Here is an 18347-nt window from a genome sequence, read left to right as displayed (position 1 = left end):
CATTCCCCGGTGGCAAGATGGAACGCATGACTGCCACCCTTGATTCCACCGGTACCACCGCTGCCGTCATTGTCACCCACCAGCGCGCGGAATTGCTGCGCGCCTCGCTCGAAAAGGTAGTCAACCAAACCCACCCCGTGCAGTGGGTTATCGTGGTGGATAATGGCGCCGAGGATGCGGTCCGTGACGTGGTGGAATCCCTGGCAGGAGATCGCGCGGTCTACGTGCCGTCCAAGACCAACCTGGGTGGTGCGGGCGGTTTCGCCCTCGGTTTCCTTACCGCGCTATCACTCGGCGCCGACGCCGTGTGGTGCGCCGATGATGATGGCCGCCCCGCCGATTACGGCGTATTAGAAGAGCTCTACCGCGTGGCAGGAAATAATAACCTGCACGAGGTCTCACCTGCCGTGTGCAATATCGACGATCCCGGCCGCTTGGCCTTCCCGCTGCGCCAAGGGCTGGTGTGGCGCCGCCGCATGGAGGAGCTGGAAGGAGACTTCTTGCCCGGGATCGCCTCCCTGTTCAATGGCGCCCTGATTTCCGCCGCGGCGATGCAGACCATCGGCGTGCCGGATTATCGCCTTTTCATCCGCGGCGATGAGGTGGAATACCACCGCCGCCTGGTCAATTCCGGGCTGTCCTTCGGCACTGCCTTAACCACGAGCTACCTGCACCCGGATGGCTCGGATGAATTCAAGCCCATCCTGGGCGGCAAGATGCATACCCAGTACCCGGAAGGCGAGTTCAAGCGCTATTTCACCTACCGCAACCGTGGCTACCTGCTGTGGCAACGCGGCATGCGCAAACTTTTGCCCCAGGAATTTGCCCGCTTTGGCTGGTTCTTCTTGGTCCAACGCCACGATCCGGCTGGATTCCTGGAGTGGCTCAAGCTGCACAACCGCGGGCGCCGCGAGGATTTCCGCCGCCCCCGGTAATCTCTCCTAAGGCGCGCCGCGGGCCTATTTCTCCTTAAAGATAAAGACCCGCTGGATGGCAAAGTTGGTCACCGTCGCCACGCCCTGGGCAATGACGAAGGCGATGGTGTCTTTCACCGCGCCCTCGAAGCCTAAAGAAATAAGGGGCTCATTGAGCACCCAGTACAGGAAATTCTGCACGGCAAAGGTGGATACGTATAACACGCCCACGGTTGCGGCCGTGCGGCCGGACACCTTCGTGCCAAAGGTCCAGCGCGCATTGGCCAGATAGGCAGCGATGGTGCCAAAGACCCAACCAATCGCCTTCGCCCCAGAGCGGTGCAGACCTAAATGGGTCAATAACAGCGTCAGCCCATAATCAATGACGGCGGCAAAGACGCCTACCGCAATAAATCGCACCAACTGCTGCTTCAAAGAGCTGGAGGGGCGCTTTACTTCTGCAGCATCTTCAAGTGGATTAGTCACAGGCAGTTAGCTTACCCGCGCAGCAGCGCGCGGTACATGTCTAGGCGGTACACCGGCGCGGCGGCGTCCTTACCGTAGGCACCAATCTGGGATAGCTGGTCCAAGGAGGCATCGCACAGCGCGCGAATCTCTGCGCCTTTCAAGGTATTGCCATCATCATTGACCCAGCCCAAGGCATCCATGGTGGTTTCCACCACGGAATCGGTCAGCTCGTCACCGCCCATGCAGGATAGAGCCAAGGCCATGGACCAAAAAGCATCTTTGCCCTCATTGGTGACCTCGCGCGGCAGGTTGGCCAGTGCCTCAGCGGTGGCCGCCGGTAGATCACTTCCGCGATTTAAATCCATGGCTTGTAAGAGGGGAACAAAGTCATAGAGCTTAGTGCGTTCGATTAACGCCCTTACCTGTGGTTTAACCTGTGCCAGGACTTCATCGGTGATCTTTTCACCGGTCAATTCCCGGTTCACCGCAGTAAGTTCAAAGGGCGCAAAGAGATTACCCGAGCCACCCACGCACAGCGCGCTGGGGGTGCCATTATCGCGGGGATAGATTTCCGCGACCACCAGCTCAAAATCCCAGAGGCCCCACACAAAATCGATCTGGTCGCCCTCGCGCCAGAGGAATTCGGATGCCTGGCGCTCTGGGTCAAGGCGCGGGCCGCGGGCATCACTGTGCTCGTAAAAATGCCACGGGGAGTTTTCATCTGGCAGACCGAAACAGATGTGCAGTACTTTCTGCAGCTCATGCAAGGTAAGCGCATCGCTAAAACCGATTTGGCGGTGGACTTCCCCATCCGCACGGATATTGGAGGCTTGGCAGATGACGGTGAGCGGTTCCCGCTTTAATGACAGCAGCGGGTCGGCACGGCGAGCCCGTGCCTGTGAAATATCGGTGACCCCTGCATTCATGGGCCCCACCATACGCAAATTTTAAGAAGCCAGTTTTTCTATATCGCGCGCTTCCAGCTCACTGATGATAAACGTAGTTGCTGCTCCGATTGCTCCCAACAGCGTCCACGGGCGCTTGACGCCGCGCTTGCGCAGGAAAGACACCGCCTTGCGGGATACGGCTACATCGGCCCACAAAGCAAGGCCCACTAGGATAAGCACCGCTGCCAAAATGGCCCAGAGCTTAAGGCCCTTATCCGCAAATTCCTGCGGGGAGCGTGGTTCATCGCCGTCCTCTTCGGCCTGGGCATTGGTATAGGCCACCAATGCGCCAAAACCAATCGTGGACAAAACGTAGGCGGTAATAAGTCCCTTTTTGGATTTAATCCAGTCCGGGTAAGAGGTGACGATACCTTGGGCGGCCGCTTGGGTGATGCGCCCAGCCAAGGTGTCATCGAGGGCGTAATTATCGCGGGATTCTTCTGCTGCTTCGCGGTTGTTTGTCATAGCGACCACTCTAAGCGGCGGTAAGCTATTGCGCATGTACTCGGAAAAGACAGAGCATATGACCCCCGCCCAGCAAGCCGCTCAGGATGAGCGGGCCGAGGACGATAAGCGCAACGGGCACTTTGAAGCAACAGAGCACACCAATCTGCCGCTTAGCCCCTTTATGACGCGCCTGATGGCAGAGGAAATGCCGATTTTGGATTCCACTTCGCGGCGCCGAGTGTACGAGATTTTAGGCACCTACGAAGGGCCCACGATTGAGTCCCAAGCAGGGCTGCCGGAAGAAATCCGCGAGATCATGGATCTCTAAAGCGCCACATTCGGGGCAGACTGTGTGCCCGCGATGTTTTAAATATCACGAACGTCACTCCAGCCACGGCACTATGAGCTAGGTAGGCTGGTACATCGATACAATCCGTCGAGCAAAGAGTAAGAGATGGAACTACATACCACCGAAAAGTCCCTGCACGGCTGGGGCCGCACCGCCCCTACGACCGCCCATGTGCTGTCCACGGAAGACGTGGACGTCATCAAGAATGCAGTGGCACAGGTCGCGGACGATAACTCGGACAAGCCCGCCCACCTGCGCCGCGGCGTCATCGCGCGCGGCATGGGACGCTCCTATGGTGACCCCGCCCAAAATGGCGGCGGCCTGGTCATCGACATGCAAAAGCTGAACAAGATCCACTCCATTGACCCGGAGTCCGCGCTTGTTGATGTCGATGGTGGCGTCACCCTTGACCAACTCATGAAGGCCGCGCTGCCCTATGGCCTGTGGGTTCCGGTCCTGCCGGGCACCCGCCAGGTCACCATCGGCGGCGCCATCGGCCCCGATATCCACGGCAAGAACCACCACTCCGCCGGTTCCTTTGGCAACCATGTGGTCTCCATCGAGCTGCTGGTTGCTGATGGCCGCGTTCTCCACCTCACCCCAGAAGGCAGCGAGGATGACCCGAGCGGTGACCTCTTCTGGGCCACCATCGGCGGCATGGGCCTTACCGGCATCATCTTGCGCGCTACCATCCGCATGACCAAGACGGAGACCGCCTACTTCATCGCGGATACGGATCGCACCGATAACCTGGAAGAAACCATTGCCTTCCACTCGGATGGTTCGGAGCACAATTACACCTACTCCTCCGCCTGGTTCGATGTCATCTCCCCAGAGCCGAAGCTGGGCCGCTCCACCATTTCCCGCGGCTCCCTGGCCACCTTGGCGCAGCTCGAGGAATTGGCCCCCAAGCTGGCGAAGGATCCGCTGAAGTTCAACGCGCCGCAGCTGATGACCGTGCCGGATATCTTCCCGTCCTGGACGCTGAATAAGCTCAGCCTGTCTGCTGTGGGCTTGGCTTACTACACCATGGGCGCGCCGGCGAAGAACCAGGTAAAGAACTTGACGCAGTTCTACCAGCCGCTTGATCTCATTGGCGAGTGGAACCGCGGCTACGGTTCCAAGGGCTTCCTGCAGTACCAGTTCGTCGTTCCCACGGAGGCCGTGGAGCCGTTCAAGGAGATCATTCGCGATATCCAGCGCTCCGGCCACTACTCCGCGCTGAACGTATTCAAGCTCTTCGGCGAAGGCAACCGCGCGCCACTGTCGTACCCGATGCCGGGCTGGAACGTCTGCGTTGACTTCCCCATCCGCCCGGGCTTGGGCAAGCTTCTCGATGACCTGGATCGCCGCGTCATGGAGTTTGGCGGCCGCCTGTACTTGGCTAAGGAATCGCGCACCTCTGCCGAGAACTTCCACCAGATGTACCCGGGCCTAGAAGGCTGGCTCAAGACCCGCAATGACATCGACCCCACCGGGGTCTTTGCCTCCGATATGTCCCGCCGCCTCGAGCTGCACTAATCACTGGACTCATCACCACCCCTCATGAAGGAGACTTTTTAAACCATGCTTAATGCAGTAGGCCAAGCCCAGCACATCCTGCTTTTGGGCGGTACCTCTGAAATCGGCCTCGGCGTCGTCGCCGAATTCCTTGAGCGCGGCCCTGCCAAGGTCACCCTGGCTGCCCGCGCCCAGTCCCCGCGCATCGAAAAGGCGCAGGCTGACCTGGAGGCCCGCGGCGCGGATGTCGAGGTCGTGGACTTTGATGCCACTGACTTTGCCTCGCACCCGGCGGTCATCGAGAAGGCCTGGGAGCGCGGCGATGTCGATATCGCCATCGTGGCCTTTGGCACCCTGGGGGATCAAGAAGAGCTATGGCAAAACCACGGCAAGGCCGTGGCTTCCGCCCAGACCAACTACACCGCGCCAGTATCCTTCGGCGTGCTGTTGGCCGAAAAGTTCAAGCACCAGGGCCACGGCACCATCGTGGCTATGTCCTCTGTAGCGGGCATGCGCGTGCGCCGCTCCAACTTTGTCTACGGCGCCTCCAAGGCCGGCGTGGATGGTTTCTACATCAACTTGGATGAAGCGCTACGCGGCTCCGGCGCCAACGTGCTCGTCGTCCGCCCGGGCCAAGTTCGCACCAAGATGTCAGCCGAAGTCGGCGATGCCCCGCTGACCGTCAACGTCTCTGACGTGGCCAAGGCGACCGTGCAGGCGGTGCTGGATGGCAAGCAGTCCATCTACGTCCACCCGCTGTTCAAGTACGTCTCGCTGGCATTCAAGTTCATTCCGCAGCCCATCTTCCGCAAGCTGCCGTTCTAACCGTTTCCACTGTGCCCTGCGAACTGCAGGGCACAGTGAGTAGCACACAGTGGGTAGCACACAGGGTGTAGCGCGCAGGGTACGCAGGGCCCTTAAAAGGCCCTCCGCCCTGCGCGCTTTGTTAGTTAATAAGCCACAGCTCACACCGCGCCTAATCCCAGAAGAGTGATTAAGGTATGCGAAACTAAAGGGCATGACAAGCCCAGCTACGCCTTCCCAAGCAGCTCCAGTGAGCGAGAAGAAACGCACCACCGCGTATCACGCAGATGCGCTACCCCACCGCTCCACCCTGCTGGGTATCTTCTTTGCCGCCCTCGGCGGCGGCATCGTCATCCTCCTTGGTTGGTATGCCTTCAAGGCGGTATCCCTGCCGTCCTTTAATACCTCCATGGTCACCCGCGCGCTATCTACCGTCGGCGTTGTCATCACCTTGGCGCTAGCGGGTGGGTTTAGCGCGTGGTGGATTTATGACCATTACAAGGAGACTTTCTCTAGGCCGCGGTGGCGCACGTGGGTAACGTATGCCGTGACCTACCTATCACCGGCCCTTTTAACCCTCGCATCCATCGGCCTGCCACTTTCGACCTCCCGCCTCTGGCTCGATGGCGTACAGGTGGACCAGGCATTCCGCACCCAGTTCCTCACCCGCTCGGTGGATCAAATGGGCTATGCGGATATGAACTACCTGGACATGCCCACCTTCTACCCCGTGGGCTGGTTCTGGTTAGGCGGGCGCCTCGGCTCGTTGCTCGGCGTCCCGGGCTGGGAGGTCTACCAGCCCTGGTCGCTGATTTCCATTGCGGTAGCAGGCTGCATCCTCGTTCCCATTTGGCAGCACCTCACAAAATCCCTGCCGGTGGGAACCGCCATTGCGCTTACCACCACCGCCATCACGCTGACCATTGCGGCGGAAGAGCCGTACTCTGCCGTCATCGCCATGGGTATCCCGGCCATTGCGGTCTTGAGCGCTAGGGCTTTCCAGGGATCGCGCTTGTCCACCCTTGCGGTGGCGCTATACCTCGGCATTTCTGCCACTTTCTACACGCTATTTACTGGTGCGGCAGCGCTTACCGTCGTGAGCCTCATTGCAGTATTTACCACATTCTATGAGCGCACGTGGCGCCCCATCGTCCGCCTTATCATCATCGCGGTTATCTCTATAGCCATCGCGCTAATCGCATGGGGCCCCTATCTCTGGAGCGTGCTGCACTCGACCGCACCGTTGCAAACCACCGCGCAGCACTACCTGCCGGAAGAAGGCACGCAGATTCCGGTACCCTTCTTGTCTTTGAGCATCATCGGATTCCTCTGCCTAGTCGGCTTGGTTTATATCGTCATGCGCCTGAAGAACGCGGAGATGCGCGCGCTCGGCCTTGCCCTCATCGGCATCTATGGGTGGATCGTCCTATCCATGGTGGTGACCCTAGCCGGCACCACGCTGCTGAGCTTCCGCCTCGAGGTCATCGTGGTACTGCTCTTTGCCACCGCCGGCATTCTCGCCCTGGGGGAAGTGCGCACCGTCGGCATCCACCGGCTATACCCCGCCAGCTTTTCCAGCGCGGGCAATAAGCGCCTGACCGCCGTCTTTGGTCTCATTTTGACGCTGGCGGGTGTTTTTTATGCCCAGCAGATCCCAGAGGAAAATGAAGATGCCATCGACTACGCCTACAGCGATACCGATGGTTACGGCGAGCGCGCGGATCGCTTTACCAGCGATTCCGCTCATTATTATCTGGATATCCACAACTTCATCCAGGATCAGGGCTATACGGCCAACGAAACGGTAGTCCTCACGGATGAAAAAACCTTCATGGCCTACTACCCATACTGGGGCTTTAACGCCTTTACCAGCCACTATGCTAATCCCCTCGGGGAATTCAAGCACCGCAATGACCAGATTGAAGCATGGGCGGATGAATCGTGGGACTCTACTCCTGCAGAGTTCCAAAAATCCCTCGATTCCGCACCGTGGCGCGGGCCGGATGCCATCATCTTCCGCGGTGACCTCGACAATAAAGATGATGGATTCAAGGTGCACTTGGCTGAAGATATCTATCCTAATCAGCCAAATATTCGCTACCGCGCAGTCTTCTTCAACCCCGAGGTCTTTGCGGAAGGCTGGGAGCTGGAGCAAACGGGTCCATTCGTAACGGCGGTGCGAACCCAGTAAGTTTACCCACACTTCCCCGGGGTTATCGGGGCGTGCATACTGGAACTTGGGCCAGACTGACGTACACTAATCGCCGTGTCAGATAGCCTTAAAACGAAATCAAAAGAAGCACGCCCCTCTGGGCTAAGTATCGCCACAGCCCCTGCCGGGCTGCGCTGGACCGCGATCATCGCCGGGTTAATTGGTTTCCTGTGTTTTATAGCCACCCCGCTATTGCCAGTGAACCAAACCCAGTCTTCCTTTGATTGGCCGCAGAATGATTCGCTGCAATCTATCAATGCACCGCTTATCTCCGTGGCGCCAGAAAACCTGGAGGCCACCATCCCCATGTCCGCGGTGGATGAGCTCCGCGATGGCCAAAACATGGTCTACAGCACCGTCCCACCCGAGTCTAAGAAGGCCTCAAACCGCGGCCTATTTGTCCGCTCCGGCGATGACGGCCTGTCTGTGGTCTCGCTCGATGAGGTCCTGCTGACCTTAAGCGCTAAAGAAGTAGCGCAGCTTTCCGATGACGCCCAGCTGCACATCTCCGCCACCGGTGACGGCACCACCGTCAGCATCGGCAAGCACAAAAAGACCACCGAGGATGACCTGCGCCCACAGGTCACCGGCGTGTATACCGAGCTCAAAGATGATGCCAATGTGCAAAGCTTGGTCGATGACGGGCTGAATATCCACGTCGATATCAACTCGCGGTTTACTTCTTCTCCCTCGCTGATTAAGTCCATCGCGATGTGGCTCGGCGTCGCTATGGTGATTGTCTCGCTGTTCTGCCTGTGGCGCATTGACCGCCTTGATGGTCAAAAGCTGCGCTTCATGCCAGAGACGTGGAAGAAGATTCGCCCCCTCGATGGCGTCGTCGCCGCCGTCTTGGGTTTCTGGTATGTCTTCGGTGCCAATACCTCTGACGATGGGTTCATCTTCTCTATGAGCCGCGTCTTCGATAACGCCACGTACATGGCCAACTACTACCGGTGGTACGGCGTGCCGGAGGCGCCATTTGGCTCACCGTACTATGACCTCGTCGCGCTTCTATCGCAGATTTCCACGGCATCGGTCTTCGTCCGCCTGCCCGGACTGATTTCGGGGCTCATTATCTGGTTCATCCTTTCGCGGGAAATGCTGCCGCGCTTTGGGGACATCGTTGATGCCCGCCGCGTCAGCCACTGGACCGCCGCACTGATGTTCCTAGCCTTCTGGCTGCCGTATAACAACGGCACCCGCCCAGAGCCGATTGTGGCCCTAGGCGTGATGGTGACGTGGGCATCCTTTGAGCGCGCCATTGCCACCCACCGGTTGCTGCCGGCCGCCGTGGGCACCATCGCTGCCACGATTACGCTCGCCGCCGGCCCCACTGGCCTTTTTGCGGTTGGTGTATTCCTCGTGAGCCTGCCACACCTATTCCGTGCCATGGCCGCGCGCGTGCCCGCCATCGGCGGCGGCGCGACCGGTTGGCTTAGCCTGGTTGCCCCATTTTTGGCCTCCGGCACTGCCATCATCGTCGCCGCCTTTGGGGATCAAACCTTGGCCAGCGTTGCCGAATCCACCCGGGTGCGCTCGGAGGTCGGCCCGTCACTGTCGTGGTATTCCGAATACGCCCGTTATTCCACGCTCTTCCAAGAATCCGTGGATGGCTCGCTGACCCGCCGCTTCGCCGTACTCACCATGCTGTTTTGCTTGGTGCTCATCCTGGCTGCTTTTATCAAGGATCGCCGCGTTATTGGTGCCGCAGTCGGCCCCACCCAGCGCCTGCTCATCATCGTGGCGCTGTCGATGTTCTTCCTCATGTTCACCCCGACCAAGTGGACGCACCACTTTGGTATCTATGCCGGTGTTGCTGGAGTGATCGCTGCGCTGGCTGCCGTAGTGCTATCCCGGTTTGCGTTGCGCTCCCCGCGCGCCCGCACCTTTAGCATCGCCGCGGTGCTCTTTTTGCTCGCCATCTCCTTCGCGGGTTGGAATGCATGGTGGTATGTGTCATCCTTCGGCATCCCGTGGTGGGATCGCACGGTGCAGTTGAAGGGCGTTGAGGCCAACTCGATCCTGCTCGCCATCTCCTTGGTCGTTCTCGCGGTCGGCGTGGTGCAATCCTTGCGCCACAGCCATCGCAAATTGCAGGCCCAAGAGGAGGGCACGGAAAAAGAATTCAAGCAAGAAGCTGCCGCGAAGGTATCGCGCTCGGCCGGCATCATGTCCGCGCCCATCGCGGTAGCCTGCGCCATTGTGGTGGCTTTTTCGATGGCTTCTTTTGCCAAGGCCACCGTCGCCCAGGCGGATTCCTACTCAGTGGGCAAGGGCAACCTAGCATCCTTGCGCGGTGATACCTGCTCGCTGGCAAATGAAACCTTGGTAGAAACCAATACCAATGACTCCTTCCTCACCCCAGTAGATGGTGACTTAGGCGATTCCTTGGTAGATAAGGATGAAACCAGCAATGGATTCGGGCCAAATAATATCCCCGAATCCATCGAGCCTGAGGATCAGGATTCTGCTTCTGTGGGTGCCATTGGAGATAGCTCCCAAGATTCCGACTCCACCAGCCAAGACGATGCCACCGCTGGGACGGATAAGGACTCCGGCGGGGATTCTTCTGATGATTCGCAGGAGACCCGCCGCGCTGGGAAAAAGGCTTCAGAAAGCACCGATACTTCTGAAGGCGGTGTCCGCGGCACGAAGGGCGTCAATGGCTCGACCATGCACCTGCCCTTCAACTTGGATTACACCACCGTGCCAGTCTTGGGCTCCTACACCGAAAGCCAAGAGTCGCTGTCCCAGGTAACCACGAAGTGGTATCACCTGCCGGAGACCACAGAAAATACCCCGGTTCTGGCTGTCAGTGCCGCGGGCAAGATTTATCACCACGATGTCAATGATGTGGAACAAGAGGGCATGGAGCTCACCTTGGAATACGGCATCATCGATGAGGATGGCAAGGTCACCGATAAGGGAGAAAAAGAGCTTTCCGATGTCGGCGCCACCCCCAAGTGGCGCAACCTGCGCCTGCCCATGGATGAATTGCCGGAAGAAGCCAATGTCGTGCGCCTAGTGGCCGAGGATGATTCCACCGATGAAGACGACTGGCTAGCCTTCACCCCGCCGCGCGTGCCGGAATTAGACAGCATCAATAACCAGTTCCCTGCGGAAAAGCCCGCGCTCTTGGACTGGGCTGTGGCTCTGCAGTTCCCCTGCCAGCGCACCTTTGACCACTACGCCGGCGTAACCGAGATTCCGGAGTATCGCATCCTTCCAGATGCGGCGGCACAAACCTCCCTGACGGATTTCCAATCCTTCTCTGGCGGCGGTGCTATGTCCACTGCGGAAGCGGTGAACTACTCCTACGAAATCCCGAGCTACCTCAATAACGATTGGGCCCGCGACTGGGGTGCCATTGAAAAGTACGAATTGCGTACCGATTCACAGGGCAATACCCCGGCCAAGGCAGAAATCGATTATGAGGACGTTTCTCGTTCTGGACTGTGGAAAGAATCCGAGATGAAGATCCGGCCAGAGGGCGAGCAATAGCAACCACCCCCTAGCTGTGCAGCCAGCCGCAGCCGGTTTTATTGCGTCAGCTCACCGCGCAAAAAATCGGCGGCGTCCTGCACGCGCTGGCGCGCCACGGCCGGGGTGGACACGCGGTGGGTGGAGACATAATCGCGCTCTTTAGCTTGGGGGATGTGGACGCGATCGGCTATCTCATCCTCGGTCGCGGTCTGCACGAAGGTCTCGGGGAATTGCGCGGGCAGTTCATAGCCCACGCGGTAATCCTCCGGCAGGTTGGCCAGGGCGCCGAAGTCGGGGAAGGTGAGCAAGAGGGCATCGGCAGGCGCGAGTGCTGCTAACGCGCCGCCAGAAGAATATCCCCACGTGGTGACGTGGGAGGCGCCCTGCTCGCGGGCGTAATCAATGGCGCGGTCGACCGCCGTAACCATGTCTTTAACCGTATGTTTCGGCGCGAGCGGATAATCCACGTCAATGATCGTGGTGCCGGAAAGCTGCGCGGCGGCGGCGACCTCGGGGCGCCACTGCATTTCCAGTGCCTTGCCATCGCCGCGCCACCAGCCACCGGAATGCAGTGATACCGCCCACCGGCCGGTGGGCTCGGACGGACGGAAAATGGTGCCGACCTCGGCTGATTCTACGGTAATGCCGTCTGTAAACGCCGTGCCTGGAAGCGCGTGATTAACCCCGGTGCCCAAAACCATCATGGCGGCGTGGGTGATGCGGTCTGGCAGCAGTGCGCAATACTGGTCTGCCTCCGGCGAACCACCGCCGGCCCAGGGCGGGCGGAAATCCGGCGTCTCATAATGGGCGTCGATATAAGAAACTAGCTGCTCTAGCTGCTCTTCTTCGCTCATCTGGCGGTCTTGCCCGCCGATGCGCCATTCTTGGCCAGGCTCTAGCGGCCGGTGGGGATCTTTATCGTGTGCATCAGTCATATCCCCGAGCCTACGCGTGTACATAACGCGCACAAGGCCGGCTCGGGGAAGAACTGATTTACCAGATGGTCACCCGGTCCTCTGGGGCCAGGTACATTGCGGAGTCTTTGTCTACGTCGAAGGCCTCGTAGAACTCAGCGATATTCGCGGCGATGAGGTTGCAGCGGAACTCCGCGGGCGAGTGCGGGTCAATGGCCAGGTACTGGGTCGCCATCTCCGGGCGGATGGCCGTGCGCCAGACGCGGGCCCAGGACAAGAAGAAGCGCTGCAGGCCATTGTAGGTGTGCTCGGCCAATTCCGGCTCGGCGCCGTCAACCACAAATTCTGCTTCTTGGCCCAGCAGGTCAATGCCCTTATCAGCGCAGTAGTTCTTGTAAGCCACCACGGAAATGCCCAGTCCGCCCAGGTCACCAATGTTTTCGCCCAAGGTGAATTTGCCGTTGACGCCGGCGGATTCGGTGCCAGCCTCCTTCAGCACCGTGGGGACCTGGCCATCGAATTGCTCCACCAGCTTTGCCGTAAGCGCTTCAAAGTCCGCGCGGTCTTCATCGGACCACCAGGAGTTCAGGTTGCCCTGGCCATCGAATTGCGAGCCCTGGTCATCAAAGCCATGCCCGATTTCGTGCCCGATGACAGAACCAATGGCGCCGAAGTTCTCTGCGGCATCCGCATCAGGGTTATAAAACGGCGGGCGCAGGATGGCGGCCGGGAAGGTGATGTCATTGACCACCGGGTTATAGAAAGCATTGACGGTCTGCGGAGTGGTGACCCACTCATCGCGGTTGGCGGGTTTGCCAATCTTCGCCAGCTCATAGTCGTGGGAAAAGGCGGACCCGGCGCGGGCATTGGCAATCAGATCCGCGCCCTGGTCAGAAATCTCCAGCCCGGAGTAATCACGCCAGGTATCGGGGAAACCAATCTTGGCCTTGAACTGGGAAAGCTTTTCTAGGGCGCGCTCGCGGGTCTGCGGAGTCATCCACTCCAACTGGGAAATGCGCTCGCGGTAGGCGGCGATGAGGTAGTCCACCAGCTCATCCATCTCGCGCTTGGAGGATTCTGGGAAGTGCGCGTCTACGAACTCTTTGCCAATTTCCTCTCCTACCAGGCTTTCTGCTAGGCCTACCGCGCGCTTCCAGCGGTCGCGCTGCTGGGTGGCACCAGATAGCCGGGTGCCATAGAACTCGAAGTTCTTGGCGCCTACTTCTTCCGGCAAAAGGGCCGCGCGGGAGCGCAGAATGTGCCAGGTGGCCCACAGCTGCCAATCGGCCATGCGGTCAGCGGTAAAGAGCTTTTCCAAGTGCTCCAGGTAGGACGGCATCATATTGACCACGCGGTGCTCCGGCAGCTTTCCACCAGCGAGCAAGGCTTGGGTGATGGAAGGCAGCTCAGAAAATTCGCACGGGTTATTGGTCTTTACCGCATCGCGGGTAGAAACCACATCCCAGTGACCCGCCGCCAGTTCCTTTTCCAAGCCGACGATGCGCTCGGCGGCTACCTCGGTGCCGAGGCCAAATAGGCGGGTGGGCTCGATAAAGCCCAGCATCTCCGCCACGTGCTTTTCGTAGGCGGCCAGCGTTTCTGCGTGCGCTTCTTCGCGGTAGTAGGCCTCATCCGGCAGACCCAGCCCGGATTGCACGATATAGGCAACGGCCTCTTCCGAGCCCGAGTCTTTTTCCACCCAGAACGTCGCCGGCGCCCCCACGCCCTCGCGCTCGAGCTCGCCCAAGCGGTGCGCCAATTCCGTGGGATCGGCCGCACTCAGGCGGTCAAGGTCCGCATCCAGCGGGGCCATGCCGGCATTGTTGACGCCCGCGGTATCCATGAAGGATGCATACAGCTTGCCGGGGCGACCATCGTTGTCTTTAACGATGTCATGAACTAGTTCTTCTGCTTCATCGCGCAGGGCGTGGAAGGTGCCATCCACACCGCGGTCATCTGGGACAACGTGATTTTCTACCCAAGGTCCGTTGACTAATTGATAAAGATCTTTCATGGTTGCCACTGTAGGCCAAACCTTCCAGTTAAGGTATGGACTATGGAAAAATTCCGCTTTCCACCAGCCCGGCCGCGCGTCCTATTTATCGCTGTCCTTGCCTTTGTGACGTTGGTCCTCGCCTTGCCCGCCATCGTCCACGCAGTGCTACCGCCACACCACGCCGATGTGGAGCAGGTAACCCTGTCTGATCCCAGCCAGGACTGGGATATTACCGTGTCCGATCTGTACTGCGAGCGCGACTATACTTCGCTGGCTAGCGTTGGCTGGACCTGCGGTGACGCCTCCGTGCAGGCGGTCATCGTGGAAGATACTGACGACGACGAGCACACCCTGCGCCGTATGGTCCGAGCCTATGGCATGGCTCCGGGTCTTCCAGAGGGCGAGGTATATGAAGGAAAAGACGGTGCCCTCGCGCTTGCCGATGCCCCCTCCTCCACCGCCGCCATCTCCATCAATGGCACCGGCGCGGACGAGAATAAGGACTGGGTGGTCACCGTCACCGGGGATTCCGCGGCAACGCGCACGACCACTGAACGCCTCTGGAAAGCCTTTGGGCAAGAGGAGCTACCAGAAGAAGTCACTGCTGATATCGCAGAGTTTTCTGGAAAGGCCTTGGTATAAATGTCTAAACTTTTTCGCACCGCGTTGTGGATTTTCTCCGGCCTGGGACTTATCGGTTTTATCTCCCAGACGGTCATCACCCTATTGATCTCACCGCTGATGGGCATTATCAGCATCCTCATCGCAACGGTTCTTGTGGCAATTGTCATCGCGGTATTGCAGCTGAGCCCCATGTGGGCGCGCCCGGCGCGCGTATGGGCACCACTTGCCTTTTTATGGGGTTCTGGCATGGCCATTAGCTTGGCGGCTATAAGCTCCACACCGGTCATGCAGCTCGCCATCAATTCCGGGTGGGTCGATTCCTTCATGTCATGGAGCGGTGCCTATCCTGAAGAGATTTCCAAGGCCGCAGGTGTTTTATTCGTCCTGATGTCCTTCCGCCAACTCAACCGCCCCTGGCACGGGTGGATGGTCGGTGCCGTCGTTGGCCTAGGCTTTGAAGCCAATGAAAACATCCTCTACGGCTCCATGGGCGCTACCACTCACCCGGATAGCGATTTCGTTGGGCTCGTACAGATGTGGGGCCTGCGCCTTATCGCTGGCCCTGGCCTGCACGTTTTGCTCACGGCCCTAGCCGGTTGGGGCATCGGCTGGGCTCTCTACGCTGCGGCCAAGCCGCTCTGGTGGCGCATCGGCGTGGCTCTCGGCTGCCTCGCGGTATCCTTTCTCCTGCACTTTGGCTGGAATTACCTGCACGATTCCGATACCGCGGCCGTCATCCAAGCCCTTTCCGTGGCAATCATCTTGTACCCGCTGAGCATCTGGCTCATACTGCGCGGCAATAAATACGCCAACAACGATGACAGCTATAGCCACAGCACTGCGGAGGACGCGCTAGTCTTCACGCGCTAATGCCCAGCGTGCTTGTTCTCCCAAAATTGTCCAAAACAACCGCATTCCGCAAAAATTTCTCCCGATTTTCGGTGAAACGCGGTTGCTTTGGACGCCTAAGCCTTCTGGAACCCACCCCAGTCGCATAAATATGTGGTTTAAGGCACATGTTGGCAGTGGGCTTCGCTACACTTTCTACAAGGCGCTTTTGCCACTAATCCTCCATTTTAAGGACTGAGGACCTTCATGAATGCCCCAACCCACGAGTCCCGCACGGATGACAGCACGGAAAGTACCGAGGGGGCAGCTCCGACAAATTCCGCAGAGGAAGTCAACCGGCAAAAGGCGGTGGGCTCCACCCTGTCTTGGGTCATCGCGCTTTTTGGCACCGGTGTTGGTGCCGGCATCCTCTTCTTGCCGCTTAATGCCGGCGCCTTCGGATTTTGGCCGCTCGTCTTTGCGACCGTATTCATCTTCCCGTTGGTGTATTTTTCCCACCGGACCTACGCCCGCATAGTCAGCGGCGCGCCACAAGAACAACACGGTAAAGATGTCCTGGAGCTGGTGCGCTACTACCTTGGCCGCAATAGTGGCCTTTTCATCGCCGTCTTGTATTGGCTAGCCATCGTGCCGACGGTGCTCATTTACGGCATGAGCATTACCAATGTGGTCGATAGCTTCATCGTCAACCAGCTCGGCGGGCCGAGCATCAATCGGTGGATATTGTCCATTGCCTGCGTGGGCGTTATGACGGGCCTTTTTGCCATCGGCCGCCGCCCCATGCTGTGGCTGGCCCAGATGCTGGTCTACCCGCTCATCGTCGCCCTGGCGGCAACCTCCATTTATTTGATCCCCAAGTGGGATTTCGAAAGCTTCCTCAACGTTGAATACGAAGGCGGCCTCTGGGGAATCCTTAAAGGCATCCTGCTTATCCTGCCGGTGCTGGTCTTTTCCTTTTCCCACATGGCCGCGCTATCGCAGTTCTCCGTCGACGTGCAGCCGGCCTACGGCAAGAAGACGGAGAAGTTCGTCTCCCGCGTAGAGCTCTATACCGCTGCAATGCTCGTGGTATTTACCATGTTCTTCGTCTGGTCCTGCGTTCTCGCACTTGGCGCGGACGGAATGAAGGAGGCGGTCGATCAAAACATCCCGGTGCTGTCTTATTTCGCCAACGTCACGGGCACGCCATTCATTGGTTATATGGCACCGCTTATTACCATGTGTGCAATCATTTCTTCCTACTTTGGACACATGCTTGGTTCCGAGGAAGGTACAGAATATCTACTGCGCATTGCCGTGCCCCGCATGGCCAATAAGCTCTCGCGCCGCGCACTGCTCAACACCATCTATGTCATCGTATTCGTGGCAACGACCCTCGTCGCCGTCCTCAACCCCTCCATCATGGACATGATTTCGGTGGTTGGCGGCATCTTTGTGGCATTCTTGGTCTATCTGGTGCCGGTCTACATGTTTAAAAAGGTCGATGACTATTCCCAGTTCAAAAACGATATCTGGAATTACTTCGTCTTCGGCATGGGCCTTGTCATCATGGCCGTGACCGTCTGGAACCTGATCTAAAAACCAGTCCCTCGGCGCTTATTGGCACACCCGCACCTGGCTTACCTGTGCTAGGGCTTGATTAACGTTTGCGCACGCTTGGCGCTCAAGGTCGGCCGCGGTGCGGGTGGCATCGCGAAGCGCCTGCTGCGCAGGTCCTTGCAGGTTGAGGTCGTTTTCAATGCGCTCGCCGATGGCCTCACTGGATCCGCCGACTGGGGCATTGTTGACACCGCGCGTGACATCCGCGGTATGGGTCTGCGCATCGCCGTACGTGTTGGCGGCTACGGTAAACCCATGCCCAGTAGATACGGAGGCGTGGATGGTGCGATCATCAGACCAGCCGAATTTGGTGCCCCATACTCCGGGAATGTGATCGGTGCCGAAATCCTGGCGGTATCCATCCGCAGCCACGGGAGCGGCGGTAGCCATTCCCGCGAAAATGGGCGCCGCGATGGGATCGTTCTGGATCTCGGCAGTAAACCGCGCGACATCTTCGCTCGAGGTCTTCGTGGTTCCCCAGTAGCCGGTGTAGTGAGTCTCGCTCAGCCCGAATTCCTGGATGATGCTGGGAATGGCCTGCGGGTAGCGGCGGTCCAGGTCGCTGGCCACGTTATCGTCGCTGTAGCGAATCATATTTTCCACTTGGTCCTTATCGGCGGCAGAACCATACTTGAGCACCCAATATCCCAGATAGAGCTTGCTCAAGGACAGCGCCGGACGGGACTCGTGGCTATTGGCGGTAGAAACGGTGGCGCCGGAATCGTGCCTAACGGTGATTTGCGTACGATCAGGCACGGAATGGGGATCAAGGCTGACCGCTTGGGCAGCGGGAATGGTCACGAATGAAAGTGCGGTAACGAGAGAACCAATAGCTAATTTTTTCATAACGCATATAGCGTAGCTGGGGTTCTACATCGTCGCAGGCTATAAGTGCAAAAAGTTCCCTTATTGTACTATCTATTGCAGCAATACTTCTAGGTCCCGCGCGTCCATGCCGTGCTTATGCATGGCGACGCGCCCGTTAGAATGCTCGATGCCCTCGCGGTCCCAGTATTCTTCCGCGCGAACGGGATCGTGGGAGGCACCATTGGCGCGGACCACGCGCCACCAAGCTGCGTTACCACCGTGCCTATTCATGACGGTGCCGACGTTGCGGGCCCCGCATCCGGCGAGTTTTGCCACCTCCCCGTAGGAGGACACATTGCCGGGCGGGATAATGGCCACTATGGCTAGCACGCGCTGTGCCAAATCGGAGGAGCCTGACATAAACGCCTCTTCCC

16 protein-coding genes are annotated in these 18347 nt (G+C 58.9%); 9 read left to right on the top strand and 7 right to left on the bottom strand.

The window, feature by feature from the left end; genetic code table 11:
* Nucleotides 1-17 precede the first annotated feature (17 nt).
* Complete coding sequence (gene glfT1 / locus ABRP98_RS03055) at nt 18-935, top strand: galactofuranosyltransferase GlfT1 (RefSeq protein ID WP_349857424.1); 918 nt, start codon at nt 18-20, stop codon at nt 933-935.
* 24 nt (nt 936-959) lie between these two features.
* On the opposite strand, the gene ABRP98_RS03050 is transcribed toward glfT1, so the two are convergent.
* From ABRP98_RS03050 to ABRP98_RS03040, 3 genes are read right to left on the bottom strand one after another with little or no spacing between them, the layout of a single operon-like run.
* A complete protein-coding gene (locus tag ABRP98_RS03050) occupies nt 960-1400 on the bottom strand; it encodes a GtrA family protein (protein ID WP_005280656.1) in 441 nt (146 codons plus the stop codon).
* Between the two features lie 11 nt (nt 1401-1411).
* A complete protein-coding gene (locus ABRP98_RS03045; protein WP_349857422.1) occupies nt 1412-2320 on the bottom strand; it encodes a plasmid pRiA4b ORF-3 family protein in 909 nt (302 codons plus the stop codon).
* Between the two features lie 9 nt (nt 2321-2329).
* Nucleotides 2330-2794 carry a hypothetical protein gene (locus ABRP98_RS03040; protein ID WP_349857421.1) on the bottom strand — a complete coding sequence of 155 codons (465 nt, stop codon included), beginning with the start codon at nt 2792-2794 and terminating at the stop codon, nt 2330-2332.
* A 34-nt stretch (nt 2795-2828) separates the two neighbouring features.
* Here ABRP98_RS03040 and ABRP98_RS03035 point away from each other — a divergent pair, with 34 nt between their 5' ends.
* The 5 genes from ABRP98_RS03035 to ABRP98_RS03015 all read left to right on the top strand — a co-directional run bounded on the left by ABRP98_RS03035 (nt 2829) and on the right by ABRP98_RS03015 (nt 11142).
* Nucleotides 2829-3104, top strand: coding sequence for a hypothetical protein (locus tag ABRP98_RS03035; protein ID WP_349836864.1), 276 nt, complete (start codon nt 2829-2831; stop codon nt 3102-3104).
* Between the two features lie 126 nt (nt 3105-3230).
* Entirely contained in the window at nt 3231-4646 is a 1416-nt protein-coding gene (dprE1, locus tag ABRP98_RS03030; RefSeq protein ID WP_349857420.1) for a decaprenylphosphoryl-beta-D-ribose oxidase, read from the top strand.
* Between the two features lie 45 nt (nt 4647-4691).
* Complete coding sequence (gene dprE2, locus ABRP98_RS03025; RefSeq protein ID WP_349857418.1) at nt 4692-5450, top strand: decaprenylphospho-beta-D-erythro-pentofuranosid-2-ulose 2-reductase; 759 nt, start codon at nt 4692-4694, stop codon at nt 5448-5450.
* 193 nt (nt 5451-5643) lie between these two features.
* Nucleotides 5644-7620 (top strand): galactan 5-O-arabinofuranosyltransferase, encoded by a 1977-nt coding sequence (locus ABRP98_RS03020; protein ID WP_349857416.1) that lies wholly within the window; start codon nt 5644-5646, stop codon nt 7618-7620.
* A 75-nt stretch (nt 7621-7695) separates the two neighbouring features.
* A complete protein-coding gene (locus tag ABRP98_RS03015; protein ID WP_349857414.1) occupies nt 7696-11142 on the top strand; it encodes an arabinosyltransferase domain-containing protein in 3447 nt (1148 codons plus the stop codon).
* A 38-nt stretch (nt 11143-11180) separates the two neighbouring features.
* Here the strand turns inward: ABRP98_RS03015 and ABRP98_RS03010 are convergent, their stop codons facing one another.
* Entirely contained in the window at nt 11181-12059 is an 879-nt protein-coding gene (locus ABRP98_RS03010; protein ID WP_349857412.1) for an alpha/beta hydrolase, read from the bottom strand.
* 58 nt (nt 12060-12117) lie between these two features.
* Nucleotides 12118-14052 (bottom strand): M13 family metallopeptidase, encoded by a 1935-nt coding sequence (locus tag ABRP98_RS03005; RefSeq protein ID WP_349857410.1) that lies wholly within the window; start codon nt 14050-14052, stop codon nt 12118-12120.
* Between the two features lie 42 nt (nt 14053-14094).
* Between ABRP98_RS03005 and ABRP98_RS03000 the strand changes: the two genes are divergently transcribed.
* The 3 genes from ABRP98_RS03000 (at nt 14095) to ABRP98_RS02990 (ending at nt 17085) form a co-directional block, all read left to right on the top strand.
* Nucleotides 14095-14676: a hypothetical protein gene (locus tag ABRP98_RS03000; protein WP_349857409.1), complete on the top strand. Its 582-nt coding sequence runs from the start codon at nt 14095-14097 to the stop codon at nt 14674-14676.
* A complete protein-coding gene (locus tag ABRP98_RS02995) occupies nt 14677-15528 on the top strand; it encodes a PrsW family intramembrane metalloprotease (protein WP_284783317.1) in 852 nt (283 codons plus the stop codon).
* Between the two features lie 225 nt (nt 15529-15753).
* Nucleotides 15754-17085 carry an SLC5/6 family protein gene (locus tag ABRP98_RS02990; protein WP_349857407.1) on the top strand — a complete coding sequence of 444 codons (1332 nt, stop codon included), beginning with the start codon at nt 15754-15756 and terminating at the stop codon, nt 17083-17085.
* 18 nt (nt 17086-17103) lie between these two features.
* Here the strand turns inward: ABRP98_RS02990 and ABRP98_RS02985 are convergent, their stop codons facing one another.
* Nucleotides 17104-17907, bottom strand: a complete 804-nt coding sequence (locus ABRP98_RS02985; protein WP_349857406.1) for a hypothetical protein — start codon at nt 17905-17907, stop codon at nt 17104-17106.
* Nucleotides 17908-18024: 117 nt separating this feature from the next.
* Nucleotides 18025-18333 carry an MGMT family protein gene (locus ABRP98_RS02980; protein WP_349857405.1) on the bottom strand — a complete coding sequence of 103 codons (309 nt, stop codon included), beginning with the start codon at nt 18331-18333 and terminating at the stop codon, nt 18025-18027.
* Nucleotides 18334-18347 lie beyond the last annotated feature (14 nt).

It is taken from the genome of Corynebacterium sp. KPL2838, from assembly GCF_040225455.1.
Taxonomy (GTDB): domain Bacteria; phylum Actinomycetota; class Actinomycetes; order Mycobacteriales; family Mycobacteriaceae; genus Corynebacterium; species Corynebacterium rhinophilum.
This window is presented reverse-complemented; position numbering and strand designations above follow the sequence as displayed.